At 55.6% G+C, this 15,862-nt stretch carries 12 protein-coding genes; 9 read left to right on the forward strand and 3 right to left on the reverse strand.

Going from position 1 to position 15,862, the window contains the following annotated elements:
• From VLX68_05835 to VLX68_05845, 3 genes are all read left to right on the forward strand, one after another.
• The coding region (locus tag VLX68_05835; GenBank protein HUI91752.1) for a beta-1,3-glucanase family protein at positions 1-1,057 on the forward strand (1,057 nt) is incomplete at its 5' end.
• 151 nt (positions 1,058-1,208) lie between these two features.
• Positions 1,209-2,825: a beta-1,3-glucanase family protein gene (locus VLX68_05840; GenBank protein ID HUI91753.1), complete on the forward strand. Its 1,617-nt coding sequence runs from the start codon at positions 1,209-1,211 to the stop codon at positions 2,823-2,825.
• A 172-nt stretch (positions 2,826-2,997) separates the two neighbouring features.
• On the forward strand, positions 2,998-3,537 hold the full coding sequence (locus VLX68_05845) for a hypothetical protein (protein HUI91754.1): 540 nt from the start codon (positions 2,998-3,000) through the stop codon (positions 3,535-3,537).
• Between the two features lie 51 nt (positions 3,538-3,588).
• On the opposite strand, the gene VLX68_05850 is transcribed toward VLX68_05845, so the two are convergent.
• Entirely contained in the window at positions 3,589-4,176 is a 588-nt protein-coding gene (locus tag VLX68_05850) for a hypothetical protein (protein ID HUI91755.1), read from the reverse strand.
• A 480-nt stretch (positions 4,177-4,656) separates the two neighbouring features.
• Between VLX68_05850 and VLX68_05855 the strand changes: the two genes are divergently transcribed.
• Positions 4,657-5,580 (forward strand): T9SS type A sorting domain-containing protein, encoded by a 924-nt coding sequence (locus VLX68_05855; protein HUI91756.1) that lies wholly within the window; start codon positions 4,657-4,659, stop codon positions 5,578-5,580.
• Between the two features lie 76 nt (positions 5,581-5,656).
• On the opposite strand, the gene VLX68_05860 is transcribed toward VLX68_05855, so the two are convergent.
• Positions 5,657-6,763, reverse strand: a complete 1,107-nt coding sequence (locus VLX68_05860) for an MBL fold metallo-hydrolase (GenBank protein ID HUI91757.1) — start codon at positions 6,761-6,763, stop codon at positions 5,657-5,659.
• Positions 6,764-7,185: 422 nt separating this feature from the next.
• Here VLX68_05860 and VLX68_05865 point away from each other — a divergent pair, with 422 nt between their 5' ends.
• The 5 genes from VLX68_05865 (at position 7,186) to VLX68_05885 (ending at position 13,328) form a co-directional block, all read left to right on the forward strand.
• Positions 7,186-8,736, forward strand: a complete 1,551-nt coding sequence (locus VLX68_05865; protein ID HUI91758.1) for a choice-of-anchor Q domain-containing protein — start codon at positions 7,186-7,188, stop codon at positions 8,734-8,736.
• Positions 8,737-8,757: 21 nt separating this feature from the next.
• Positions 8,758-8,994: a hypothetical protein gene (locus VLX68_05870; protein ID HUI91759.1), complete on the forward strand. Its 237-nt coding sequence runs from the start codon at positions 8,758-8,760 to the stop codon at positions 8,992-8,994.
• A 386-nt stretch (positions 8,995-9,380) separates the two neighbouring features.
• Positions 9,381-10,760: a hypothetical protein gene (locus VLX68_05875; GenBank protein HUI91760.1), complete on the forward strand. Its 1,380-nt coding sequence runs from the start codon at positions 9,381-9,383 to the stop codon at positions 10,758-10,760.
• Positions 10,761-10,792: 32 nt separating this feature from the next.
• Positions 10,793-11,821: an immunoglobulin domain-containing protein gene (locus VLX68_05880; GenBank protein ID HUI91761.1), complete on the forward strand. Its 1,029-nt coding sequence runs from the start codon at positions 10,793-10,795 to the stop codon at positions 11,819-11,821.
• Positions 11,822-11,837: 16 nt separating this feature from the next.
• A complete protein-coding gene (locus VLX68_05885; GenBank protein HUI91762.1) occupies positions 11,838-13,328 on the forward strand; it encodes a T9SS type A sorting domain-containing protein in 1,491 nt (496 codons plus the stop codon).
• Positions 13,329-13,867: 539 nt separating this feature from the next.
• On the opposite strand, the gene VLX68_05890 is transcribed toward VLX68_05885, so the two are convergent.
• The gene (locus VLX68_05890; protein ID HUI91763.1) at positions 13,868-15,733 is read right to left on the reverse strand and encodes a hypothetical protein; all 1,866 of its coding nucleotides are present in this window, start codon (positions 15,731-15,733) and stop codon (positions 13,868-13,870) included.
• Positions 15,734-15,862 lie beyond the last annotated feature (129 nt).

The following is a 15,862-nucleotide window of genomic DNA, read 5'->3' on the forward strand; positions in this document are numbered from 1 at the left end:
CAAGGGCGCGAAGGAGGCTCAAAACGTTCCTGAATTCCAGGCCAAGCTCCAAAAAATAACCGCCGTGGTCGACACGTTGCACGCCACCGAGCCCGGGTACTCGATCGGGGTGGTGCCGATTGACACGCTGGTGGGCTATCACGATTTCGTGCTGACCAAGACCACCACATGGACCGGCGACAAGGCCGCGTTCGATGCGTTCTGGGGCGACACAAGCACCTATCCCAAGAAAGGTTCAACGCCCCAGTATATAATCCTGAACAGGACCAATGGCGTATGGCCCGACGGCAAGATTTACTGGAGCCATGAACAGAACGGCGCAAAGATTCCACTTACGCAGACGAACATGAAAGTGCTCGAGAGCGAGCGGCTGTATATTTACATCGCGCCCCTGGATTCCAATTCCCGGTATTTCGATTTTCTCGAAGTCAATTCGAACGGCGTCAACTGGGCCGGCAATACCACCAGGGTTGACGGATGGAGGCTTCCGATCGCTTTCAGGCTGAAGACCACCGACGGCAAGGACACCATCATGGGCGACGAGTATGAAACGTTCTTTCAATCGCGCCAGGCGAAATTCGACGAATTCCTGAACGAGGTGCCCAAGGAATTCACCCCGCTTGCCAAAGTGAACTTCGCCAATATTTATTCGCCCCAGATGATGGCGGTCAACTACTACAACACCGGCGGCGTGTACGCGACGTATTTCGACGAGTATCAGGACTCGGTCATCGCCAAAAACCCGGGCGCGCCGGCAAAAACCACGCCCTGGAACATTCTGGCCTGCGCCGGCCCGCTGGGCGCTTCGCCCGATTATTGCGCCGCCTACAACAGGCATATTGGAACCTTGCCGCAAGGAGCGAATTTCGTGAACTGGCGCACCAACGACTCCGCGATGTATTATCAGACTGCGCCGTGCAATTATTTTTCAAGGTGGTGCCACCGCCGGGCGATAGACAATTTAACCTACGGGTTTGCTTATGATGACGATGGTGGCCATGAGTCATACATGAATCCTAACAATGTCCAGTGGATAGCGGTGGCGATCGGGTGGTAGACGCACGGAGTTCGCGCATAAATTATATAGGAAAAGACGCATTTACCGCCGGTCAATAATTTTCGGGCTTTTAAGCGGCGAAAATGGTTTCATCCGGTTGACCATTATATTACGTTAGATCTCAACATTCAAAAAAAAGGGGGGGGGGTCCATGAAGAGAACAGCGGTAACATGCCTGATGCTTGCGTTTTTCACGGGGTCGGTTTTTTCCCAGGCCGTCAGCATTTGCGGAACGGTCACGGACCAGAACGGACAACCCCTGACCAACACGGTGGTCAGGCTGGGCCAGACAACGTATGACAATGGGTATTGGGCGCAAGCCCCGTACTTGGCTAAAACCGACGGCGCCGGTCATTACCAGCTTGGGACCGGAGTCTGCCCGCCCGTCAACGTCATTTCGGGCGCCGCAATGCGGGGCGAAACCTTTTCGCGGCCGATGTATGTCGGCGGCAAAGTCCTGTTCAGCCTGCCGGCGGGCGATGCAATGGTGAGGATGAGCATCTACGACCTGGCGGGCAGGTTCGTGCGCGACGTGATGAACAAAAGTCTTTCCAGGGGCAGCTATTCGGTGTCAATCGACACACGCGGTATTTCCTGCCAGTTCTACCTGCTTCGGGTGACCATCAACGGCAGCGCGTATGTCATGAAATTGCAGCCTAGCTCGCACGTGGCGGGAGGGGCAGTTGTCCGGAGCGCTTCCGGATTTCAGACCCGGCTGGAAAAACTCGCGGCGATAGTGGACACGGTGCATGCCACCCAGCCCGGCTATTCGATCGGCGCCGAGACGGTCTCCTCCCTGACCGGGAACGTCAACTTCACCCTCACCAGAGTCACCACCTGGGACGGCACCAAGGCAGCGTTCGACGCCTTCTGGGGCGACACGAGCACCTACCCGAAGACCGGCTCGTACGTCATACTCAACAGAACAAACGGCAAATGGCCGGACAGTAAAATAGGCGTGACCACCAACAGAGGAGGCGCAACCACCCCCCTTTCACAAACCAACCTGAGACCGATCGGGGCGCTGTTCATTTACATAGCTCCCACCGATTCGAATATGAGATATTACGATTTCCTTGAAGTAAATGGCGGCGGCACCACCTTCTTGGGCAACACCACCCGTGTTGACGGATGGCGACTTCCCATCACCTTCCGGATAAAAACCTCCGACGGCAAAGACACGGTCATGGGCGACTCCTACGAACTCTTTTACCAATCGCGCGAATCGAAATTCGCCGAATTTATCAATGAGGTTCCGAAGGAGTTCACCTGGGAGGCCACACACGATTTCGCGAATATCTGGGCCCCGCATAAAATGGACCCCTTCCCTTTCCGGTCCACAGGACCCTATGGCAATTACTACGAACGGTATCAGGATTCGGTCATTAAAAACTATGTCAAAGATCCGGCATGGGTGAATAAGCCGGGCTACGGCGCTCCCGCCAATGATCCCGGCCCCTATCCGGCAGCGACGCAAGCCGACGATGTTTTCGCCTGCGCGGGTGTCCTGGGCAATTTACCCATTTGGGCGGCTGCCCTGAACCGGCATGTCTCCCATCTGCCGCAAGGTGTTGACTGTTATAATTGGAGCTACGTAGACACCGCTTATTATTATACGGACGCACCTGCCAATTTCTATTCCCGCTGGTGTCATCGGCGAGCCATCAACAACTACTGCTACGGCTTTCCCTACGATGACAATGGAGATCATGAGGCATATATTTCCATCGGCAACATCCAGTGGATGGCGGTGGCGATAGGATGGTAGCTGGAGATTCCGTTAAAAGTTGCCTTGCTTTCCCGAAAGATGAGGGAAGGTAAGGCAATTTTTTATACTGTTATTTAGTCATCCAACCTTACGTAAATAAAAGGATTTTTTTTGATCCTTTTCATGCAAAATCACGACTTTATATCCGGATAATACCGGAAAGGAGAATGGCATGAAGCAAATCCTGAAAAGGTCTATTTTTTCTTTTTTTACGGTTGCGGCGTTAGTAGCCCCTCAAGCATTCGGCCAGCAGACCTTTGACGGCTGGGCCATAACCCCGGCCCAGGACGCCAGGGCCGCCACCATGACATACGCGAACCCGTCAACATACCTTAAAATAGAATCGGACTTTGTCATTTCAGTGGATGCCGCGGGCGCACCCGCAAGCGGCATCATCCATTTCAAGAACGGCTTCCAGCGTGCCATGACCGCCGAGGAAATAGCATATTACTACCCGGAATATGGCGGAATAAACGCCTACTGGGACTTTCGCGATAAACAGGGGACCATTTCAACTTTTGACTTCGCCACCGATGCCATCCCGCAGACGTTCGTCGGCCGCCAGGTGCGGGTGATTTCCAAGGCTGGAAAACAGTATATCGGCCTGCTGAACCTGCAGCCGAGTACGCCCGGCTGGTTCTCGCTCAATGTCCGTGGCAATTCGGTAATGTTCGAGAAGAATGCGGTAAAGGAAATACAGGCATTCAAATAACTGTTATAACGGAACAAAGAGCGCGGCGACCCCCGACGCCGCCTATCCTGTTTATTTGATCCGTTGAATCTCCCGGATAAGCGACTTGTCTATTTGCAGCGGCTGCGCGCCGCCGGTGTTGAGCAAAACGCTTTCCGGATGGGATGCGGACATCGACAATATTCCAAAATAATCCGTCAAATGCGCCGCGGATTGGTCCTTGAGAAAGAGACGGACTTTCTTTCCGAAAACATCCTGCGGAAGGCCGTCGATTGAAGCGTAAGAAATTATTTTGCCGTTTTTCTCAGCGTTGTCCCAATACTCTTGCGGCCCGCCGAACTGTTCCCATAAAAGCCGAAGCTCTCCCCGGTTAAGCTCGCGTTCGACTTCTCCGTAATAGGTGCTTCTCTTGAACTTGACTACCCCTCTGGTCGGATTACCCTGGTTGTCCACAAAAAAGTCAAATTGCTGCTCAATTTGCAGCGAGGTCAGGGGATTGGTGACGGTCATTGAGGTCATGACGCCGTTTGCGTCCGCATGCGCCGCGCAGACATTGTTTTGGCAAAAACCCCGTTGAGACCACACTGCGATGAAAATGACAGCCGCAATGGAAAGTCCGCGCCGTTTCATGATGTCGATTTTCCTTCCCATGGTTTTCATGCCTACCTCCTTCAAGCGTCGTTAAAACCGCCCGCTCATTGCCGTCCAAATTTATTTGGCAAGCCCGCCCTCGCGTCATCTATGCTCCGCTCATAGCGTTTGACTTGGTTTTCAAATAAAGGTTGGTAAAAAAATCAGGCCTGTCGAAATAATACGGTCCGTTTTCCGCGCCGGCCTATGATGCGGCGGGGAAGAGGACGGCTTCGAAACAAGCCGCGGGAATATATCTTTACCGTCTTGATGTAAAAAGATAACCAGACCGCCCCGACCGTTCCTTCCGGAAGCTCTCTCGCGACGGAATAAATTCCGATTGCCTCATCACGGGAGAACCCGACCATAATTAATTTTCCCGTTACATTCTCATGTAACGAAAAATCCCCTTCCCGCCACTTTCCCCGTCTTCAAAAGCGTTTCCCTTCCTATATTATCATCAAATAAAAAATCCCCACATTTATTCTTTTGTAAAGGAGGGCACATTTCATGAATCTCCGCATCAAACTTGGTCTATCATCAACATTATGCATTCTTTTCGCATCAGTCGCGCTGGCGGCGCTGCCGCCCGGCTACAACGGCAAGATTTACGGCGGCGACACGCTGCTGGGCAAGCCCCAGGGCATCCCGGGCGTGATTAAAGGCATGTTCGTGGACAGCGGCGGCGAAGGATCGTCATGGCACTCCTGCTGCGCGCTGCAGGGTTATGCCGGTTACGATTACGACATCATCGGGTGGGGGACCAACGGCCAGAACGATTCGTCGGTCAACGCGACGCACCCCACGTCGCACCTTTCGTACATGGTGGCCGGGCAATGGATGAAATACACGGTGCACGTCAACATCAAGGGGACCTACTATGTCGATTTCAAACTGGCCACGGTCGGCTATCCAAACCTTCAGGTGCTTACCTATTACGACGGCGCGTCGATGAAGAGCGATTCCGTGCAGAACCTGCCCGTGTGCCAGACGCCGCCCGGCTGTCCTGAGCCGTGGCACGCCTGGAACTGCAACATGGCGGTCGACTCGGTCGATCTTGACACCGGGCTGCAGGTGGTCGGGATCACGTTCGCCCAGGGTAGCTGGAATTACGATTGGACAAGGTTCAGGCTCAAGGAAGAAGCGGGAACGCAGGTATCGGGCGGTTCCATGCATAGCGCCGGGCCGGCGGGCCTTGCTACAAGGCTGACCGGCAACCGGCTCGCGATTGGTTATAAGGGCGGCACTTCATGCTCAAGAATTTCAGTGGTGGATTGCACGGGGAGAACGATGCTATCGTCCATTGATGCGAACACGGCAAATGGATACCACAGCGCCTGTCTTGACATTAGCAAATTACGTCAAGGCATATATTTTGTCAATGTTGAGCGGAAAGAAAGCAAGGAAACGACGTCTGTCACGGTTACCCGCTGATTAGCAACAAAATTCAAGCTGATGACATCGAGCCCTCCCGGCTTCAAATAAAATGGGGGCCTTATTCTTTTCCCGCTTATGCCGCCCTCCATTTCAGGTCCACCACCTTCTTGCCCTCGTATTCGGGGCACCGTACGGCGATACCTTGTTGCGCCAGGTTCTTCATCAGGCACCAGTAGGCGATCCTGGCCTCGATTTTCCACTGGCTGTGTTCCTTGAACGGATACCTGCGCATCAAGTCGTGCAGGGACACCGGCCCGCTTTTGAGCAGTGCAAGCGCGGTCGCATTCATGTCATCTAGAAACTGCAACGAATGGCGCAGCACGGCGTCGCACCGGTCTTCTCCGACAATGGTACCGTAATGGCCGTTGGCCATCACCGCGGGGTGCTTGCCAAGCATCCATTCCAGCGTTTCGCGCATGTCGGTCACGTTCGACAGCGGGGTGTTGATGATCGGGTGGCCTTTGTGTTCCTGCAGCAGCGCGTCGCCCGCAATCAGTATCCGCTTCGACGGCACCCAAAAGGCGACGCTATCGGGCGAGTGGCCGGGGGCGAATTTCACTTCAACCGGGAACCCGGGGTCGAGCACTTGGCCGTCGGAAAACGTGCCCGCGACGGTGAGCTTCTGCTTCTTCAGGAACAATCCGGAAAATGCGCGCAGCAGGCCCGCGCTGAACCCGGTCACCACGTCACAGTCTTCGCCGAGGGAATCGACCATGTCCTTTTCGTTGTTCTTCGGATCGCAGAGGAGCCGCACGGCCGCCGGGTGCGCGTAAATGAACGCGCCGGTGGCGGCCTGGAGAAAACCGTCGGCGCCGACGTGGTCGGGATGCGAGTGGGTGTTCCAGATTTCGCAAATGTCAAAGGGATTCAGGCCGTCGCGCTTCATTTGTGGTACAACCGATTTCTCAAACACGTCGGTAAATTCTCCGGTGTCGATCATGACCGTTTTTTTCGGCCCCCGCAGTACGTGGATGGTCCTGGCGTGGGCGCACGTAAAGGAGGGCCGGTCTGGCTCCACATAGGTGAAGAGCTCCTCGCAGATCCTGGTTTGCTCGCCTCCGGCTCCCTGGTCGCCCACGTCGGGCTCCCCGCCGATTAATTTGGAAGTGCCGCAGCAGCCCGGGACAAACAGCCCCGCGGCGGCGGCGGCGCCGAGCTTGACAAATGTGCGTCTGTGCATTTTTACCTTTCTTCGGCGGGCCTGGATGTGGGCATGGAGCAGCGCCATTCGGCCGCATGCCGATAGTAATCACATCAGGAGGCAATCAAACTCTGCTTGCGACCGGTGGGTTAACTTGGAGAAGACGTGTCTCTCGGATAAAAACGATGACCGAAGAAAGCGGTCTCCGGGTTACCGCGGGTTGATCATTCCTGCCGATTCATACGAGAACAAATACGCATTGACCTTCATGAATATTTTTTAGCGTGATCGGAATTTAAAAATAGTATTAAAGTGTTCAAACGATCCACCATCAATAGCTGTCACGGGCCGCATTCCCCCCAGTACGGCCGTCACCGGCGAAGCATGGCAATATCATTCTCATCTATGGCCGGCTCGCTTAAATGATATGTATAATTATACTATTGAAAAGGGAGGTGCCTATGAAACCTGCCGGTTCAGCCCTTATTGCTTCATTATCCACGATCATGATTTTTACACCACTTCAGCCCAACGCCGCGACCTACTGCGTTGACAACGGCAACAGTCAGGCGAGTGACGCCAACGCGGGAACAGCCGTCCTTCCCTGGAAAACGATCCAGAAAGGCGCCAACACCGCGGTCGCGGGCGACAGCGTTATCGTCAAGACCGGCACCTACGCGGAGCGGATCACCTTTTCCGCCGGACATGCGGGAAGCGCGGGAAAGCGGGTGGTTTTTTTTGCGCAGCCGCGGCGCACGGTGTACATGCAGGGATTCAACACCGACGGCGCCGACTGGCTGAGGATCGAGGGGTTCGACATTACCAACAGTCAAGGCGGCTGGCTCAACGGCGGGATATGGCTCTCCAGCAGCCACGTGGAGGTCGTGGACAATTACCTGCACGATATCCCCGGCACCGCGATACAGGCGAGCTGGAGCGGCGGCATGTGGGACAGCGTTTACATCGCCAGCAACAGGATCTACTGCGTGAACGAGGGGATCGTCGCCTCCGGCAACGACTGGCTGGTGGAAAACAACGAGGTGGAGCGGCTCAAATATCCCGACGCGGGCGACTGCGACTATTCGCGGTTTTTCGGCAACAGGATCACGTTCCGCGGCAATTACTTTCACGGCGCGCTTCCCTCGGAGATCGGCTCCTCGCACACCGACGGGTTCCAGACCTTCGACGACAACGGCGAAAAGGCGAACAACATCACCATCGAAAACAACGTCGTGGTGAGCTTCCACGAAGGCATGATGCTGGGCATGAACAACGTCGGCGACGCGGTGAATTACACGATCCGCAACAACATCTTTCACGGCGGCGACCTCGGCGGCGCGTGGGGACTCTGCGTTGTCAACATCACCAACCTCAGGGCCGTGAACAACGCGTTCTGCAACATGATATACCACGGCATCGGGTTCAACGGAAGCAACGGCACCGGCGGCTCGACCGGCATGGTGAAGAACAACATCTTCTACAACAGCGGCAGCAACTACTGGGCCGATTCCGTGTCGACCGTGCAGGGCGGTTACAACATTATTTACGACACGGCCGGCGGCCTGAACGCCGGCGACTATGACCCGAAGGATTTGGTGAATGTCAACCCCAAGTTCGTCAATCCGCGGCCGCTGGTCAGGGACGATTTCAAATTGCAGGCTTCAAGCCCGGCCATCAATGCCGGGACCGCTCTGGCCGGCCTGGTGGACAGCGACATGGTCGGAACTCCTCGGCCGCAGGGTGCCGGGTGGGACATCGGCCCGTTCGAATACTTCCCCGCCGCGATCTGGAACAAGCCCGCAAGCCGTAACGGGGCGGGGGAGCCCATGCCTTTTGTAAAGCCGCTCCTCACGCGCGATGCGGTGCTGGCGCTGCGATCGAAGTTCCCGCAAATGAAGGTGTTCGGATTGAACGGCAATGCACTAAGGGACGGCGCGGTACGGTGCGACGGAATGTATCTGGTGATATTGACAAAAGGGGAGCAATGCTGGAAGGTGAGGGTGGTGCGATAGACCGACCAAGGAGGACAGTTCATGTCATTGGAAATCAAGCGGACCATGAAGATAACCATCAACGGTAGGGAATACCATTCACTTGATGAAGTTCTGGAACAGTTCAAGCACCTGATCAACGATGGGCTCAAGTCCGGTTTGGAAAAGGCCGCCGAGGGCGACGCGGCCGTGGCCGGGGAATTCCTGGGGTCCGACGTGTGCTCCTGCCTCCAACGCATCAGGAGATTCGGCGCGGCAATCCTTATTGTCAATATATGATCCCCATAAGCATAACCCGTGAAGAGGGAATGCACGGCGGGAATGAAGAAAGGATGGTTCCCATGAAAGGAATCCCTTGGCCGGCGGTTTTCTCTTTGGCGGCAATATTGACAAATACGCATGCCGCCCCGTATCCGGCAAATCCTCCGGTCACGATCTGCACCGACCAGGCCCTTTACTTCTCGAACTTGTGTTACACGTCCCGATAATAAAAATCCTGAAATATTGCGATTTTTCTCTGCAATAACCACCCCAAATACCTTATATTATATTTAGGGTGATCGGGTAGGCTGTAGTCTCAGTGATAGCGCTTAAATAGAACCGGGCAATATCGCAGGAAGCAGGCACGGCAGGGAACAAACAAAAACCATAAGGGGGGATCGATTATGAGACGGATGTTTTTGTATCTATTAGGGGCGGCTTTTCTCGTTAATGTCTGCATGGCTTCAGCGGCCACTTGTCCGGCATATGTCAAAAGATTGAATATCACGACGTATCTGGATTCCGGGTACGTTCTACCCGTAAAAGGCACGGTGGTCACCGCGGCGACATACGGGAATGGACTGTACAAGGCTGATTTGGGCACGATCACTCCGACGCTCATTCCGAATACCAATACCGGCAACTGCAACAGCACCCAGATAACCGAAGACGGACAATGGATTCTTTTCAACCAGGGCGGGCCCAACATTATTCGCATCGACGGCCAGTTCAAGACCAAGGTCCCGGTTACGTCCAGCGGCAGCGAGGGATGCTGCACTTTCTGGTGGAACGCTCCCAGCGGTAAATTGGAAATTGTCTATAGAGCCACCGACAGCGACGTGCATTCGATCCCGGTCACCCTTTCGGCGAACGCCGCTCCAACGTTCGGCACCGACCGTGAAATCATCAACGCCGGCGGGACAATCCAGTTTTCAATGGGTTGCGCCGCCAATCATTTTTTCACCAGGATCAACGCCGCCGGTTATGATGGCCCGAAGATGGTCACCATTCCCGCCACCGGCGTTGCCACCACCGCCGATTTCTGGACGCCCAGCAGCGATCCGGTAATAGGGTGCAAATGCACGATGTCGCATGACGGCCGTCTCTGCTGCTACAATCCCGGGTACGACCAACTTCAGTGCTGTCTGGCTGATGAATTTTACCTGCTGAGGCACAAATCGTTTGCGCTCCTTCCTTTTCAGGAAAAGACCGCGCCTTCGGTGGGGTGGGATGCCGGTATGCTGGGGCAGATGGCGGCCAGCATAAATTGGTGTCCGAAAAAATATTTGTTCCTTAGCGCCACGGATTCCTGCAAGGGCGCAAGCGCGGGCACCAGCAATTTCTGGTCCGATTTCAAAGGCTGGTGCTACACGAACGATACGAATTATATCGTCGGCGACCTGAGCTCGCTTCCCTATAACGGGGGCGGGAAAGATTCAAGCGCCCACGCCAATAATCCGGACTCGGGCACGATATGGCTTGTCCATTATCCCACCAACACGTGGACGTGCATTCTCAAGCCTCCGGCTCCGGTGAGCAGGACCACGCTCCTGGCCTTCCCGTCGGTATGGATTGACACCTCTTATAAAACAGGTACCATAACCCCGCAGCATGGTAACCGTCTGCAATACCGCGGTATTCCGCTGGAGGGTATAAGCTATTATTATGATATCAGAGGCCGCCGTATCGTGGTAAACGCCAGAACAACGCAAAAACTGTACTCGGGTGTCTATTATACCGTTTCCCCGGATGGAGTCATGAAGCGCATCGTGATTGGCAAATAAGAAATTGACATTTTCCATTTGGGGGATTTATTATGATGAGAAATGGTCTTGATGTGGTGGGCACGCGCCGGCGTTACAGCCGGCGCGTCCTTTGGACGGGCGTTTTTTTTGCAAGCATTCTTTGTTGTTGCAGCAAACCCACGGGGCCGTCTGGAGCACCGGCAATCACCACGCAGCCGGCCTCACAAACGGAACCCTACGGCCAGCAGGTCACTTTCACCGTTGTTGCCACCGGCAACCCGACCCTCGCCTATCAGTGGCACAAGGACAGCGCCAACATTCCCGGCGCCATCTATTCAAGCTTTACCATTGCGGCGGTGACATTTGAGGACTCCGGCTACTACGACGTGGTGGTCACCAACTCGGCGGGAAAGGTTATCTCGAATGCCGCGAAACTATCGGTCAATTCTGCCCTGGTAGCCCCAAACTTCACCTTGCAGCCGCTGTCGCAAGAGAAAACCATTGGTGAGCCGGTCACGTTCACGGCTTCGGCCGACGGTAATCCGAGTCCCACCTACCAGTGGCGCAAGGACGGCGCGAATATCGCCGGAGCGACCGCCGCAAGCTATACCATTTCCTCGGTCGTTCTGAACAGTGCAGGCTCCTACAGCGTGGTGGCAGCCAACTCCCAGGGGAGCCTTGCGTCAAACGCCGCTTTACTTTTGGTAACGGCCGGATGCCCCTTTCCGGACACGGCGCAGCACCTTGATCCGCTTGATCCGGCGTACCACATCATCACTCCGAACGGCGGAGAGACGTTTCATGTGGGCCAGCCGTGCACGTTGATCGTGTGGTCACGGCTCTCCGGTTCGGCGGAAATCGCCTTGGTTATCGGGCCGTCCAGTCTGACCCCGCCGGAGGATTTCGGCGCATGGGGCACGACCTTTTCGGCAGACTCATCCTACGACACCGTGGTCTTTACGGTTCCCGATTCCCTGTGGGACAAATATTCCTTTCAGAATGTCAGCAGCATCACCGATTCATGTTTGTTTAATGTCACCTACTATAAATATCCGCAATTCGGTGATTACTCGGATTGCTATTTCAGGATAGCGAAATAACGGATGAAAAACGGCGATGAATAGAAAAAGAGATGTTCGGCAACTCGGCACGGTCCTTTTTACCGCGGGCCTTGCCTTTCTGGTCTCGCATGCGCAGGCGCAGATCAAGGCGAGGATAGTTGCCACTCAAGACCAGGTCGCCGCGGCGTGCGGCACCACCAATGTCAAGCTCGTGTTTGGGTGCCAGAGCGGACTTTATTTTGTTGACTTTTCGGAAACTTCTCCGCAGATCAGCAGCATTTCTCTCGCCGATCCCGCCTATGTGCCCGACATTTCTTCGGACGGCAACTGGGTGGCGTACCAGACCGGCTCCAACGCCGAAGGCGGCCCTTCCACGGCCGTGGCAACCGCATGGATAAGGGCGCTTGCGGCAAGCGGTACGCCGGTGAAGGTGGCCGACACCGGTTATGTGCCGCGGTTCGTGCAGAACGCCCCGCCCGATACTCCGGAGGTCATCTACGCGACGAGCGTCGCGTGCCCTCAGGACACCTGTTACGCGCTCGGGCAGACGCTGCTAAAAAAAATCGCCGGCGGCGCGGCGGGACCGGCGGAAGTCGTTTTTGACAAGGGGAGCTATTACGGCGGGCTCTCATGGGACAACCGGTACCTGAATTCGGCCTGGGAAGGCGGACCGAACGCCTTCATGCTCGACCTGCAGGGCGGCAACGGCGTCCCCGCCGCGCTCCATACCATGCGGGTCAAGAAAAACGTCACGAACGCCGATACCTTCGTCACCGTCAAGACGTGCAACCCTTCGCGTTCCGCAAGCAGGATTTTCACCAATACCATGATGTTTTACGACTTCTCCTCCGCGGCCATCACGCTGGCCAAGTGCTATCACCCGATTCTCAAGACCTGGGGCACGCACCAGCTGCTGTTTATTTCCCGCAGCGATTCCGAAGATCTGAGGGTATACGATACACCGTATATGTCGCTGGTGCCCTTGAGCATTGCCCAGGGAAACGGCGAGCCCGTGGCAAAGGAATGGAACACCCCGGAATGGTCGAACCATCCGTATTTTGCCGTATCAGGCATGGTGGTCGACCGCCTCTTTTCCGCCGGCGCCGGCAGCTATGACCATACCCTCAACAGCGAGGCCGTATATCTTGTCAATCTGAAGGATTCCCTGTATGTGCGGCTCGTTGAAACCACCGACACCTCGCACGCTTCCATGGTATCCCTGGAGAATCCGTTTGTCTGGGTGCAGGTGCCTGCAGGATTCCAGGAAGACTCCACTTGGCTCAAGCAGACCATTTGGGAGCGGGCCGCCGGCGTCATCAACCCGTACAATCCTTCCGCGGACTACCTGCGCCGCTCCGCGGGCTCTCCTGTTGAGATCGTCATTTATTCGGTATCGGGGAGGAAAATCGCCAGCATCAGCGGCGTGCAGAATGCTTCGGTTGTCATACGGGAAAAACTGCGCGCCCTGAATCCGGGAACGTACCTGGTGGCCAGCAGAGACGGGGAAGGATTGCTTCATACGAGCAGGTGGGTGAACGTCAGATAACCAAGGCCAACGGATATTTCTTTTTAGTTGATTGACCCTTGCTTCCGAAAAGAGGCGGGGTTTTTTATTGCGTGGTAAGAATGACATCCGGCATGATATCTGTTCGTCGGAATCTTCATGAAATTCGCCCCCGAACGACGACCTTTTTTTTACTCGTTTACGAGGATAAACAAAATATGGCTGTGCGCCTTCTGCTGCGACTGCGCCGCTGAGAAAAACAAGAGTGGTAGTTGACTTATGCCAAGCGTTAGGCCGGACTGGAGGCCGCGCCAAAGCGCGGTGCTGCCCGGACACCGGCGGTCTTCCGCCTTCGGGCCGTGGCAGCCCGAGCCGAAGGCGAGACCATCCGGGTCTTAACCCCGCCCAATAGGAAGGGCGGGTTACACGGCCGCCGCGGCGGAGCCGCGGAACGCCCAGACTTATTTAGCGTGCGGGGCTTGGACAGCTCGAGCAGCTTAAAAAACACAGTATGCTTTACAAAAGAAAAACCTCCGCGCGACTGCGCGGAGGTTTTGTCAATTAGCCGTTCCTCAATATGATTAGTGCGTCGGCAGCGTCCAATACAAATTGTCGATAACAACGGTCTCACCTGCACCGTTATACGGGTTCATGCTGACGCCGAGGAAGTAGTCGACGTCCGACAAGTCACAGGTCGCGGCCCAAGCCGAAAGCGGAATGGCCACGTCATGCCATTGGCCATCGGGCTGAAATCCGTAATTTCCTGCGGATACCCACGTTTGGTTGCCCGTACTTTGCGTTCCCTTCTTATCCAAGTTTTCCACAAGAAGGTTGAAACCGGCGCCGGCCGACGAGCACTTTATTGACACGTGCAGCGTGCAGGCCGCATAGGACGTCATGTTTGCGGACAATAGGGTGCCGTTGTATGCCGCCCATCCAAACCCTTCCCAACCTCCAGAACTGGTTATCGCCCATGCTTTTGATTGTCCGTCCTCTCCGACTGAGTCCACTGAATCAACAGTACCGCCGTTCCAGAGCAGAAGCGGGACCGGCAGGTTGGGATTAATTGCCGTGTAACTTGTGGCCCTGGTCCCGACAATGCCGAACGCGGGAATCAATCCTTGGTAATACACGGCGGTCTTCGTCACCGTGGTGACCGGGACAAGGTCGTTGTAAATTACCGTGACCGTGTCGCTGTCCGCCGCGGCGATGGCGCCGGCGGTCGATGCGCCGTAGGAGAATCCGACCTTGCCGGTGAATTTGCCCGCGTTGGCCTTGAGCGTGACCGTGATGCCTGCGGTGTCCTTCGTGCTCTTGACCTTCACCGTAACAGTGCTGTCAAGCACGTCTGCATCGTCGACGGTGATGGTCATCTTGCTCTGGCCCGTGTACGAGGCGGAATCGAGGGTGACGGTGCCAGCGATGCCGTTCCACTTGGCGGTTTTCGTGATCGTGGCGGCCGGGGCGCCGTCTTTATACGCCACCGTGACATTGTCGTTGTCCGAGACCTCGATGCTGGTGCCGGCGACCGATGGCTTCAAGGTGAAGGCAACGGTGCCGCTGTAGGTCGCGGTTTTGCCTGCCACGGGATTCAATACCGCGGTGATCCCCGTGGTGTCGGTGGTGCTCTTGACCGTGACCGCGGCGGTGGCGGTGGTAAGGTCCGAATCGACGAGCGTAACCGTCATGGGCGCGGCAAAGGCCACGTAATTCGCCTTGTCAAGCGTGACCACGCCGGCAACGCCGTTCCACACCGCTTTGGCGATGGAAGATTTTACCGGATCGTTATCCGCGTAGGTCACCATGACCGTGTCCTTGTCCTTGACAAGAAGCGTATCGGCGTTGTTCACCCGCGTCGAGAAGATAATTTTGCCAGAATATTCGCCGTAATTCCCCGTTGACTTCAGCGTGACCAGGATCGTCGCGGGGCTGCTGCTGGTGCTGAGCGTGACTAGCACCGAAGGGTCGCTCACATCATTGTCGCGCACGGTGATGGTCATCGGCTTGATGACGGAGGTGTACGATGCGGCGTCGAGGGAAATGGAGCCCATGGCGCCTTTCCATATCAGCGTCTGCGTACGGTCGGCGGCGGGAAAAGCGTCTTTATAGGTTATCGTGACCAGGCTGAAATTGTCAACCAGGATGGTGTCCTTGTCCGAGGCCGAAACCGAGAACTTGAGGGTGCCGGTAAAAACGCCGCTGCTTCCTAAAAGGGTGAGCGAGGTGCCTACCGGGTCTGCCGTGCTGGTCACTTTCACCGTTGCGGTGGTGCCGGTGAGGTCAGCGTCTTTAAGGGTGACGGTCACCGACCCGCTTGTCCCTGTGAAAACGGTGTCACTCAAGGTTATCTTGCCCGCATGTCCGATCGGCTCGGTGCCACAGCCGCTCATGCATACGAGGGCGCACAATACGCCCGCTGCCAGAACTAAACCTAGAACCTTTTTCATCGTACCCCCTTATGGTTAAGAGTATTTGATAAATTGTTTGACGTTATTGACGTGGATATGATATATCCTTTGATTCAGTCTCAATGGAATTATGAGGCGCTTTAATGAGGGAACCCAACCCTGTACAAG

This window comes from Chitinivibrionales bacterium (assembly GCA_035516255.1).
Taxonomy (GTDB): Bacteria; Fibrobacterota; Chitinivibrionia; order Chitinivibrionales; family FEN-1185; genus FEN-1185.